7 protein-coding genes are annotated in these 12,750 nt (G+C 32.5%); all 7 read left to right on the top strand.

The features are described from left to right. Positions 1-5: 5 nt before the first annotated feature. On the top strand, positions 6-1,583 hold the full coding sequence (locus tag Q0820_RS13185; RefSeq protein ID WP_298488119.1) for a putative Ig domain-containing protein: 1,578 nt from the start codon (positions 6-8) through the stop codon (positions 1,581-1,583). Positions 1,584-1,588: 5 nt separating this feature from the next. Next, positions 1,589-3,055 (top strand): sulfatase, encoded by a 1,467-nt coding sequence (locus tag Q0820_RS13180; RefSeq protein ID WP_298488116.1) that lies wholly within the window; start codon positions 1,589-1,591, stop codon positions 3,053-3,055. Positions 3,056-3,079: 24 nt separating this feature from the next. Beyond that, positions 3,080-5,743 (top strand): hypothetical protein, encoded by a 2,664-nt coding sequence (locus Q0820_RS13175; protein WP_298488115.1) that lies wholly within the window; start codon positions 3,080-3,082, stop codon positions 5,741-5,743. A gap of 25 nt (positions 5,744-5,768) precedes the next feature. Further along, positions 5,769-8,573, top strand: a complete 2,805-nt coding sequence (locus Q0820_RS13170) for a WD40 repeat domain-containing protein (RefSeq protein ID WP_298488113.1) — start codon at positions 5,769-5,771, stop codon at positions 8,571-8,573. A gap of 179 nt (positions 8,574-8,752) precedes the next feature. Then, positions 8,753-9,637 carry a family 16 glycosylhydrolase gene (locus Q0820_RS13165; protein WP_298488111.1) on the top strand — a complete coding sequence of 295 codons (885 nt, stop codon included), beginning with the start codon at positions 8,753-8,755 and terminating at the stop codon, positions 9,635-9,637. A 98-nt stretch (positions 9,638-9,735) separates the two neighbouring features. Then, positions 9,736-11,151, top strand: coding sequence for a sulfatase (locus tag Q0820_RS13160; RefSeq protein WP_298488109.1), 1,416 nt, complete (start codon positions 9,736-9,738; stop codon positions 11,149-11,151). Between the two features lie 46 nt (positions 11,152-11,197). After that, positions 11,198-12,622 (top strand): sulfatase, encoded by a 1,425-nt coding sequence (locus tag Q0820_RS13155; protein WP_298488108.1) that lies wholly within the window; start codon positions 11,198-11,200, stop codon positions 12,620-12,622. Positions 12,623-12,750: the final 128 nt, after the last annotated feature.

Genomic DNA, 12,750 nt, shown 5'->3' with positions numbered 1-12,750 from the left:
TACATATGAAAAAAATAATAGCCCTAGTTTTTTTAGTTGTAACGGCTTGTGGTCCATCGGTTAATACGGATATTTATAAACCGTTCTACGGAGAGGGAAAATATATTTTAACTCCAAAAGAAGAACCTAAAGCAAAAATAAATGGACCAAGTGTTTTTGGTGTTCGTCCAGGTTCCCCTTTTTTATATACAATTCCTGCTACAGGAAACCGACCAATAGAATTTAATGCAGAAAATCTTCCAAAGGGCTTATCCATTAATAAAGAAACTGGTGTTATAAGTGGTGTTATTTTAGATAATACTAAAAAGGAGTATAACCTATTATTTGTAGCTAAAAATGAATTAGGAGAAAGTAAAAAAGAGTTTAAAATAGTAGTGGGAGAAACCATATGCTTAACTCCACCTTTAGGATGGAATAGTTGGAACTGCTGGGGACCAAAAGTAACTCAGGAAAATGTAGTAGCATCTGCAAAAGCAATGGTAGATAAAGGATTAAAAAACTATGGTTGGTCTTATATAAATATTGATGATGCTTGGCAATCGCATAGAGGAGGAGAATTTAATGCTATACTTTCCGATTCTATAAAATTTCCCAATATGGAATCTATGTGTAATGAAATTCATGATATGGGTTTAAAGGTAGGTATATACTCTTCTCCATGGGTTACTACATATGCAGGGTATATTGGTGGTTCTAGTGATTCGGAAAGTGGGTATTGGGACCAATCTATGAACGATAAAAAACTCAGAAATAAAAGAACTTTTACTAGAGTTGCAGAGCATACTTTTGATGAAGAAGATGCTGCCCAATGGGCAAAATGGGGTATAGATTATTTAAAATATGATTGGAATCCTAATGAGCCTGCTAGCACGTTAAGAATGGCAAAGGCTTTAAAAAATAGCGGTAGAGATATAGTATATTCTTTATCTAATACAGCTCCAATAGAACATGCTGCTCTTTTTGGTAGAGAGGTTAATTGTTTTAGAACGTATGGAGATTTAAAAGACCGTTGGGATGGTAAAGGAAGTCATAAAAGTATTAGGGATGAGTGGGTAGCACATAGAGAATGGATGGAAAACGGATTTGCTGGAGGGCCTGGACATTTTCCGGATCCAGATATGCTTGTTGTTGGTGATGTAAATGGCGCAGGAAAATTACAACCATCTCGTTTAACGGCGAATGAGCAATATTCACATGTTTCACTTTGGGCACTTTGGGCAGCTCCAATGCTTATAGGTTGCCCTATAGAAACATTGGATGATTTTACCCTGAATTTACTAACCAATTCAGAAGTTTTAATGGTACATCAAGACCAGATAGCAATTCCAGGGAAAACAATTTTTCATGATGAGAATTTGGAAATTATAGTAAAAGAACTTTCTAATGGAGAAAAAGCGGTTGGTTTATTTAATCTTAAAAAAGAAGACCAAATAATAACTCTAGATTGGAAAAAGGCAGGTCTTGAAGGGATTAAGAATATATATGATGTTTGGCGAAAAAAAGATATAGGATTATATCAAGATAAATTTTCGGCAAATGTTCCATCTCATGGAGTAGTACTAATAAAAATCACATCAAAATAAAAAATATGAAAATTAATATTACAGCTATATTTTGTATTGGGGTATTAGTCTTAAATACTAATTGTGCAGCTCAAAAAACAAGTAAAAAGAGCACTAAACCAAATTTGATAATTATTCATACTGATGAGCACAACTTTAGAACGTTAAGTTGTTATCAAGAATTATTGTCAGAAGAGCAGGCTTTTGTATGGGGAAAGGGAAATAATTCTACAACACCCAATATAGATAAGTTAGCAAAAGAAGGAGCAATTTGTACTAGTTATTATGCTTCTTCTCCGGTATGTACACCATCACGCGCATCTTTGGTTACTGGTTTGTATCCGCAGGCAACTGGTGCTCCAAAAAACGGACTTCATATTCGGGAAGATATTCCAACTTTTGCTACTATTTTAAGAGATCAAGGGTATGCAACTTCTTATGTTGGAAAATGGCATTTAGCAGGGCATGAGAAATATTCTTTTAATATACCCTACAAAGCAGGCTTTGAGGATAATAGGTATATGATGCGTGGTGGTCATGCACCTTATTTTCAATTAACAAAAAATGGGGTAAAAGGTATAAACGAAAAAGTTGCAGCAAAACTGCCTAAAGAAGAGGTTATTCATTTAACCGATTATTTCACAGATAAAACCTTGGAAATTTTAGAAAGAGACAAAACAAAGCCATTTGCGATAATGCTTTCTATTCCGGATCCACATACGCCAGATTATGCAAAACCACCTTATAATACCATGTATGAAAATATGGATGTTAAAGCTCCAAAAACAATGGCTCCAGAATACACAGCAATTAAACCATTATGGGCTAAAGGCAACGAAAAAGACAAGAATGAAGGTAAAAAGTTTAATAACATTGCTTTGCGTCAGTATTTTGGAATGGTAAGCCATATAGACGATAGTGTTGGACGTATTCTAGAATTTTTAGAAAAAAACAATTTAACAGAGAATACTATTGTTGTTTTTACATCGGATCACGGCGATATGTTTTTTGAACATAACAGGCGCAATAAAGGAGTGCCTTATGAGGCTTCATCCAGAATTCCTTTTGTAATTCGTTATCCAGATAAAATTAAACCAAAAAAAGTAATTAATACTGCATATACTAATGTAGATTTTACACCTACTATTCTTAGTATTATGGATGTAAAGAGTAATGCTAATTTTCATGGTTTAGATACTTCAGAAGATTTTTTAAATAGTAAAATGAATATCACTTCAGATAGGATTACGTATTTCGCTAAGTCTGGAGGTTGGTGGGTTTCTGCTGTTAATAATAGATATAAGTTGGTTTTAGATAAAAAGGAAAAGCCTTATTTGTTTGATTTGGAAGTAGATCCAGATGAGTTAGTGAACTTTTATAACCATAAAGAATACAAAGAGATAGCTAAGATGATGCAGACAGAATTATTGAAACAATTAGAAAAGTATGACGAGCCTGGTTTAAAAAATAAGCAAGGTTATATCACTAAGTAAAAATTTGAAGTAAAAGAGAATTATATGAGTTGGAGTAGGGTTAAATATGTGAATTGTTTTCTGTTATTGTTTTTGTCGATAATGGTAAAAGCGCAAGATTTTGTTACAGAAGGTAACGGATTAAGAAATGGAGTTAGTGCATTAGTTAACGGAGAAAGTATTCTATATCTATCAGAATTAGATGGAGCACTTTCGGCATATACCATAACTGGGAAAAAACTTTGGAGTAAAGAAAGTTCCACTCCCGCAGTTATGTTTAAAATTGTTGCGGCAGATATAAATGGGGACGATAATCAGGATTTATTAGCGGCAAGTGGCGATGGACATATTTATGCCTATGACGCTTCTGGAAAATTATTGTGGAAATTTAATCCTGGCCATAAGCTAAGGTTTAATGAGGTTGCTGTAGTTAAAAATAAAGGTGAGATTCAAATTTTTGCAGGCGGTAATGATTATAAATTGTACGAGCTAAATACAAAAGGGGAGTTAGTCTCAGAAACAAAAATTAATGGAGTAGTTAGGAAAATAGAATCTGGTAATTTTATTAAAAAAGGAGAACAATGCTTGTTTGTTATGACCTACGCGCATGATAAATTTAGATGGGAATTTATGGGTTTTGTTAATCCAGATTCTAAAGAAGTAATTAGCAAAGTTTCTATAAGAGAAAAAAGTCTAACACATTTATCTAAGGCAATGATTACAGAAATTAATGTTGCGGATATTAACAAAGATGGAAAAGACGATATTCTGTTTTTTGGAGATGTTTCTTGGAAAGGTTTTTTTATGGGATTAGATGGTAATTTTAATGTTTTAGCAAAATATATAGCAGATAATAAGGATACGCAGAGGTATGCCCATGCCCAAGGAACAAGCTTATTACCATATAAAGAGGAGATTGTTTTTAGAATTGGGAGTATATTATACATATGCGATTTAAAAGGTAATTTAATTAAGAAAATTGGGCAAAAATATAAGTCAGCTACTTATAGTGATTTAGTACTAGACTCTAAGAATAGCAAACTGTATACTGTTGGTAGTTTAGGAGGGGGTAATGATGTTTATACTTTCTCTCTTAAAAATCCAAATTGGTACACTAAGCACCCTAAGAGAATTGGTAGAATGGAGAAAGTAAGTTCTAATATTAACGAGCTGTACCAAGATGCACTTAATTTTAAAATGCCTTCCTATCAAAAAAAAACAGATAAACCTTGGATGATGATTACTGGGAATAAAATTCCAGAAGAGGTAAAAGAGCTTAATGGTAATACAATTGTTTTTATTGAAAATAAAGGCGCATGGTCAGAAAATACGAGTAGAGATGATTTGGTGAAAATAATGGGAGAAGTAGCCTTAAAAAAAGACAAGCGAAAAAAATATAACCTTTCTAGACAAGAAATTATAGAAAAAGCCAAACAAAAAGAAGCTAAAAACGAACCATTTGTTCTTTGGGCAGGTCATGGAAATGATCCTTTTTATACTAGAATAGAAACTTTAGAAGAAGTGCTAAAAGTTGCACCTAATACATGTTATGGTTTTATATATGCAGAAATGGATAATGTAGAGGACCCAAGAGTGATTCATTTTATAAAAGATTATATGCCGCGTTTAGCAATAGCGCTTCGAAAAAACGGGAAGGCAAAACTTTATTTTAGATACAAAAATATGTTTTGGGCATTAACCAGTCATTTATCTCCTTGGAAAGAAATGTTCTTCTCTGGCGATTATAAAGATATTTTAGTTCCGGCATCTGAAGACACAAGTTCAAGAACGCAAGATGTAAATTTAGCAGGGAGAGTAGGTATGCATTCTGCGGGTTATATAGATGATTTTGCCATGCGATTAATAGATGACAATCCAACAAGTTGGAGGCCATATAGTCCTGGAGGGCAGCGTTCTGTTTCTCCTTTTTTAAGGCAAGGTGTTCTTATGGCAGCTTATGGAGCAAGAGTTGGAATAAATTTTAGCGGATTATTTCTGGAAGAGCCAGGTATGAATGTGTTATATGCTTTAATGAAATCGGGAGTTTTACCAGTAGTAGAGAAAGAAGATATTTTATCTATAGGATCATGGCATTTAATAAAAAATGCAGATGAAAAACTGATTCATTCCGTAGACAACCATCATAATTTAAAGCAATATAAAAATGGGGATGATAATGCTGTGTTTTCTGTAACCCAAATGCATTGGGCAGGTACAAGTATTCCGGCACATGATTATTCTAGTACTGCATTAGGAGTAGCGTATAGATGGACAAATTATTTGCCGATAATGCCCAATGGTATGGTCCCAATTACTCCTATAGAATATAGCAAACAGTTAAAAAAAGAACAAATACCTTTTACTATAAGTGATGGTAAATATGGTTATGTAAATCAAGAGAAAAAGTCAGCTTTAGAATATGGTACTATTATAAAAAATACGGTAGAAAAAGGAGCGTCTAAACTTCCGATACTAGTTTCTGGAGCAGCTTGGAGTGCTATTAAGTTAGATAAAAAACATACTAGAATTATTCTTTTAGACCCAGGCTATTTAGATCCTCAGGAAAGAGAAGTAACTATTACTTTTCAAAATAAGAAACCCAATACTGTAAAAGATATTTTAAAGAATAAAAACATAATCATAACAGGGAATAAAGTAAAGGTAAAAGTACCAGCAGGTTCCATGAGATTTATTGATGTAGCTTATTAATAAAAATTCAATTAAAAAATTAGAAATGAAAAGAGTCATAAGTTTAGCTTTAGTCGCTATTGTTTTTTTTGGAAAAGTATATAGTTTTCAAACAAAAGAATCAAAACCAATACTACAATTGGAAACTGGCTTAACCATTTCAAAGGTTCGTACCGCACAAAATAATGGAAAAAACTATATTATAGGAAGTAGTTATGAAGGAACCATTATTGCTGTTTCTTATGAAGGTAAACGACTATGGGAGAATAAATTATCAGGTTTTATGAACCATGATATTTGGTGTGCAGATGTTACGAATGACGGAAACGATGAAATTTTTGCAGCCAATGCAGATGGTACTATTTACTGTATGAATACTAAGGGAAGGTTACTTTGGGAATTTAGAAAAAACAATGCACCAATGTATGCTGTTACAACTATTAGCAAAGGAACAAACACTTATGTTGTTTGTGGCGGATATGATAAAAATATTTACTATTTATCTAGCATAGGTAGTCTCGTGAAAACTATATCATCTTATGATTATTCTAAGGAAAAACCTTGGGGGGCTTATCCTAAAGAAGTTCCAAAAGGTAATTGTCATATTTCAAATTTTATACGAACGGTTAAAAAAGCAAATGGAAAAGAGATTTTAGCGGTGCAAGGTATTAATCATAGCATGGCTATCCAGGCTAGGGGATCTTTGTATTTATTTAATCCTTTAGAGGATATGCCTTTTAAAACAATAGACTTACAAGGGAAAAGATTGTTAGGAGAATTAAAAGTGGTGGATGTAGAGAAAGATGGAAATCAAGAAATTATTGCAGGCTCTAGTACTATGATTCAGGAATCCAGCGTCTTACATGTTAATTTAGATAAAGAGGAACAAAGGTTGTTTGATATTAATGCTGTTAAAAAAAAGATAGACAGATTTGGTTATCGGGTAACACAACCAGAAATAGTATTAGATAATGGACATAAAAGTTTCTTTGTTCTTTTTGGTTCAAGAATTTTAATGGTTCCATTAGATTTTAGTCTAGAAAAAACAGAGGTTTTAGTTTCTAATTATTCTTTTAATGATATGTGGAAGGATAATGAAGGGAATATTGTATTAGCGAGTATTCAAAGTGGCGGAAGTGAGATATATGTTATAAACTTGAAGGATAAAAATTGGAAACAGGCCTATGAAAATTTAGAACCAAAAGGAAAAGTAAAAAAGATACTAGCGAATACCAAAGAAGTAAGAGAGCAATTAAAAGATTTTAAAAGTCCAGAAGAAGAACGAAGTCCTTTGCCAGTTTATTTAATGTCTGAGAGTATTCCAGAACCTATAAAAGGATTGGTAAATAATATTAAGAAAAACTACAATAGCCCAGTATTTTTAAATAGAGCAAATAGCAATAAAGAAAAATGGGATCGTTCTTCTATTAAAAATGAAAGGTATAGGGAACGTAGAGATAGGAGAATGAAATACATTCTTTCTCAAGATCAGATTGTAAAAAAAATAACTTCTAAATATAAAGGAGCTCCTGGTATTGCTTATTGGGGCGGGCATGGGAATGATCCATACATGTATCAATTAAGTACCACAAAGAAAGTATTGAATGCTGCTCAAGGAAAAAAAACCGTTCTTGTTTTTCCAGAGTTAGAGGATCATTCCGATAACTTTAATTATGTAATGGAAGATTATTTTTATCCTTTAGCAAAACATGCAAGAGAAACAAATGGGAATATTTATGTGCGAACAAAACATGCTTTTTGGTATGCAAATGTTTATTTGCCAACATGGTCTAAATTGGTTTCTGGAGAATTTTCAGATGTTTTTATTCCAGCAATGGAAGAGACAACAGATAAATCTATGGATTTAAGTATAGCGGGTCGTTTAGGAATTTGGGCAAGTGGCGCAACAGATAGTTGGGGTTCTAGATGTGCAAGAGATAACCCTAGTTTAGATCGTTTAAGGCAACATTCGCACCAAATGTTACCTAACCATTTTCTGCGAAATATGATTTATCATGTATCAAATGGCGCTCAGTATTTAGATAATTTTAATGTAGATCAAGAGTATATGAGTCTTTTATGGGAACTAATAGCAAAAGGAGTTTTGTATGTTCCTGAGCGTTCCGAGATTGTAAGTTTTTCTCCAGTACATTTAAGCATGTTGCCACCAGATGATTATTTCCTAGAAGAAAGTAGTAATACCAAATGGACTACTTTTTATAATGAAGAAAAGGAGAAGAATAACCCTTTAGTTTTTAGTCATTTAAATGGTTCTTGGCCAGGTGCGCCAGTTACAGATTGGGATTTTTCAAAATATGCAGGCGGAGTAAAAGACCGTAGACTTAATTTTTTACCAACCTATACTAACGGATTGGTTTTATTAACCCCACCACAAGAAGGAGTTTTTGCAGATAAAAAAGCAAAAAGAGGAAAGTTAACCTCGCATTTACATCCTATTTATAAAAATATAATGAAGGAGTTTTATACCGATGGAAGAAATTATTATTCTGCCGATGGAAAACAAACTTTTAAGGCTAATGAGTATTACAGTATAGTAGAAAATGAGATTAAAAAGAATGCAACCAAAATTCCTATTACTGTTTCTGGAGAGGTTGCTTGGGTTGCGGCACAATCATCGTCCAAAAAATTACGATTAACTCTTATTGATGGAGGGTATTTAAATCCAGATGATAGGGAAGTTGTTATTCAATTTAATGACATAAGACCAATAAAAGTAACAGACTTATTAAGTGGAGAAGAGTTTAAACCTGATGCTTCAGGACAACTAAAATTAAAGGTTTCTTGCGGTCTTTTCCGTTTTATGAATATTGAGTTTGCAGGATTTAAATAACCAATATAAAAATATAACGCATAATTTGGTTAACAAGTAATTGTATAGAATGTTAGTTAATGTATCAAAAAAGAGCATTGTAGTTCTTAAAACCAATACAAATGGTTTTTGAGCTTTGACGTGTGTTAAATAGTATTTAATTTAGAAAATAGCAATTAAACCAATTAAAAAATTATTCTATGCAACTTGTATTTACGATTCTAAAGCAAACATTTTTTGTAATATTAATAGGAATGTCGAATGTATTATTCGCTCAAAATGCTCCACAATTTAAAAAAGGAGAAGATCCAAAACCCGATGGAACTAAATGGAAATTAATAAAAGAAATGTCTGATGAGTTTAATGGCAAAAAAGTAGACGAAAAAAAATGGCAAATATCTGGTCAAGGATGGATAGGTAGAGCTCCAGGTTTATTTCTTCCTGAAAATGTAAAGGTTAAAAACGGTGCATTAGAAATTACAACTACCAAAATGGAAAAAGATGTTGTTAAAAATGGAAAAACATTTACACATGGTGGTGGCTATGTTGGTTCTAGAAACGGTATGAAGTATGGGTATTATGAGTGCGAAATGAAAGCAAATAAAACATTTATGTCTTCAACATTTTGGTTAATTAATGAAGGTAAAGGTCTAGAGGGGTGCGACAAAAGAACAACAGAATTAGATATTCAAGAATGTGTAGGTCAAATTGTAAATAAAGCCGAATGGATGAAAAAATTTGACGAATCAATGAATTCAAATACCCATAGTAGAAATATTCCAGAAGGTTGTAATTACAAAAAAGGTTCTAATAAAGGAGGAGGAGATGCCGGAGGTAAAGTTTATGACGATTTTCATGTATATGGAGTTTGGTGGAAAAATAAAGAGGAGATATTATTTTTCTTAGATGGAAAACTAATGAAGAAAGTGACTCCACCAGCAGATTTTAATATACCAATGCATTTAAGAATGGTTGTAGAAACATATGATTGGAATCCAGTACCAGCTGATGGAGGAATGTCAGGCTCTAAAGCAGATAGAACAACAACCTATAATTGGGTGCGTTCTTGGGAATTAATAGAATAATCTACATTACTTAAAAAAATAAAATTGAAAAACCTTTATTGTGATAAAACATAACAAATAAAGGTTTTTCAATTTTTTCGAAGTTAAAAATAGATAAGATGAGTAAGTACAAAAGTATCTTTTTGGTATTCGTAATTTTCTTAACAATTCAAACCATTATTGCACAAGTAGAGAAACCAAATATATTACTAATATGTGTAGATGATTTACGTCCAGAATTAGCTTCTTTTGGAGCTTCCTATATAAAATCACCTAATATAGATAAACTAGCAAAAGCGGGCAGAGCTTTTCAAAACCATTATGTTAATGCACCAAGCTGTGGCCCTTCTAGGTATACGTTATTAACGGGAATATATGGTCCTCCAAAAAATAATGCTCTTTTTTTAAGAGCAGAAAAAGGAAGAGGTAGTAATATAACCATAAAGCCAAGTATGCCAGAATGGTTTAAAAAAAATGGATATACTACAGTATCAGTTGGTAAAGTGTCTCACCATCCAGGTGGAAGAGGAGGAAAAAATTGGAATGATGATAATGTAATAGAAATGCCTAATGCGTGGGATAAACATATAATGCCTATAGCAGAGTGGCAACATCCTAGAGGAGCTATGCATGGTTTAGCCAACGGTGAGATTAGAAAAAATGCAGGAGATATGGATTTGTTTCAAACTATGGAAGGGCCAGATACTATATATCCAGACGGACATATTACAAAGGAAGCAATTAATCAGTTAGATACGTTAACGAGTAAAAACAAGAAACCATTTTTTCTTGCTGTAGGATTAATAAAACCACATTTACCTTTTGGAGCTCCCAAAAAATATATGGATTTATATGATGGAGTTACGCTACCAAAAATATTAAATACGGAGAAACCAAACGGAATTTCTACATGGCATAAATCTGGAGAATTTATGAAATATAATCGTTGGGGTAAAGACCCTAATGTAGATAAACAATTTGCCTTGGAGGTTAGAAAGCATTATGCGGCCTGTGTTAGTTATGCAGATGCACAAGTAGGCAAAATTTTGAACAAATTAAATGAAATAGGAGCAGATAAAAATACGATTATAGTTTTGTGGGGAGATCATGGTTGGAATTTAGGAGAGCATGCTATTTGGGGTAAACATAATTTATTTGAAGAAGGGTTACGCTCTCCATTAATAATATCATATCCAGGATTAAAAAAGAAAGGTATAAGTACTAATGCTATAGTAGAAACTATAGATGTATTTCCTACATTATGTGATTTAACAGCTGTAGAAACTCCTCCATTTGTTAAAGGGAGGTCTTTAAAATCGATACTTGAAAATTATAGTAAAAAGGGGCATACTGCTATTGGTTATAATTCTACAGGAAATACAATACGTACCCAAAAGTATAGACTTGTAGTTCATAAAAAAGGTGGTTATGAGTTATATGATCATGTATTAGATCCACTAGAAAAGAATAATATAGCAAAAGAGAATTTAGAGATAGTTACCAAGTTAAAAAGAGAATTAGAAAAGCGATTATAATTTTTTGGAACTTAAATATTACGTTATTAATAAAGATAAATTAAGAATGAAAAATAACATAGTAACAGTAATATTTTTAATAACTCTTTTTTTCTCCTGTAAACATGTTCCTGAAAATGGAATAAAAGACAAACAAAAACCAAATGTTGTTTTCTTTTTGGTTGATGATTTAGGGTATTCAGATATTTCTTGCTTTGGGAGTGATTTTTACCAAACGCCTAATATAGACAAGTTAGCAACATTAGGAGTAAAATTTATTAATGGTTATGCTGCATGTACGGTATGTTCCCCAACAAGAGCAAGTATAATGACCGGGAAATATCCTGCAAGAATTAGATGTACCGATTGGATAGAAGGGTTTAAAGCACCGTATAAAAAGCTTAAGTCTCCAGAGTGGACTATGTATATGGATACCACAGAGTATACAATAGCAGAAGCTTTTAAAGATGCTGGTTATGTTACGGGGCATTTTGGAAAATGGCATTTAGGAGAAAAAGAAAAATACTGGCCAGAAAATAATGGGTTTAATGTTAACGTTGGAGGCTGGGCAAAGGGTTCTCCAAATAGAAATAAAAAGTTAGGCTTTAATGGTTATTTTTCTCCTTATGGTAATCCCAGATTAGAAGATGGTATTCCTGGAGAACATTTAACAGAAAGGTTAACCCAAGAAGCCTGTTCTTTTATAGATAATAATAAGAATACTCCTTTTTTCTTGAATTTTTGGTTTTACAATGTACACAAACCTATACAAGCAAAAAAAGAGAAAATAAAAAAGTACAAAACTCTAGTAGATCCTAATAAAAAGCAAACAAATCCTGAATACGCCGCTATGGTAGAGCATATGGATGATGCAGTTGGTAAAGTAATGCAGCAATTAAAAGAAAATGATTTGTTAAAAAATACAATTATAGTTTTTACTTCGGATAACGGAGGTTTAGTAGGGAAAGAAGCTATTAAAATAACAAATAATTATCCTTTAAGAGGTGGTAAAGGGCAGATATATGAAGGTGGTGTAAGAGTGCCAAATATTATAGTAGCTCCGGGTGTTACTAAAGCTAATACAGTTAGTGAAGTTCCTATGATTTCGTTAGACTATTACCCAACTTTATTGCATTTAACAGGGGTTAAAATACCAGATATAATTAAAAAAGATTTAGAAGGGGAGAATCTTGTGGCTCTCATGAAGAATGATGAAAACATAAAAAGAGAAGCCATATATTGGCATTACCCACATTATCATAAACAAGGAGCTAGCCCTTATAGTGCTATTCGTAAAGGGGATTGGAAGCTAATTCACCTTTATGAGAATAATATCTATGAACTGTATAACCTTAGGCAAGATATTGGTGAAAATAACAATTTATGCACGTTATATATAGATAAGAAAGAAGAGCTACAGCTGGCTTTAGAAAATTGGTTGCATAAAGTTAATGCGCAAATGCCAATTTTAAACCCTAATTACCAAAAATAGATTCTAGACTGCTATCGTAATGTATTAAAACAAGCATAAAAAAAATGTTTGTTCTTAAATGCTCCTGTTAAATGTTAATTATTGTTAATTTTTATTTCCTCTACATACTTTCTAGTATTCTTTTTTAT

Source organism: uncultured Maribacter sp., from assembly GCF_947495965.1.
GTDB lineage: Bacteria > Bacteroidota > Bacteroidia > Flavobacteriales > Flavobacteriaceae > Maribacter_B.
This window is presented reverse-complemented; position numbering and strand designations above follow the sequence as displayed.

Coding starts and splice junctions, on each gene's coding strand:
- Q0820_RS13185 (WP_298488119.1), top strand. CDS start 6: ATGAAAAAAATAATAGCCCTAGTTTTTTTAGTTGTAACGGCTTGTGGT.
- Q0820_RS13180 (WP_298488116.1), top strand. CDS start 1,589: ATGAAAATTAATATTACAGCTATATTTTGTATTGGGGTATTAGTCTTA.
- Q0820_RS13175 (WP_298488115.1), top strand. CDS start 3,080: ATGAGTTGGAGTAGGGTTAAATATGTGAATTGTTTTCTGTTATTGTTT.
- Q0820_RS13170 (WP_298488113.1), top strand. CDS start 5,769: ATGAAAAGAGTCATAAGTTTAGCTTTAGTCGCTATTGTTTTTTTTGGA.
- Q0820_RS13165 (WP_298488111.1), top strand. CDS start 8,753: ATGCAACTTGTATTTACGATTCTAAAGCAAACATTTTTTGTAATATTA.
- Q0820_RS13160 (WP_298488109.1), top strand. CDS start 9,736: ATGAGTAAGTACAAAAGTATCTTTTTGGTATTCGTAATTTTCTTAACA.
- Q0820_RS13155 (WP_298488108.1), top strand. CDS start 11,198: ATGAAAAATAACATAGTAACAGTAATATTTTTAATAACTCTTTTTTTC.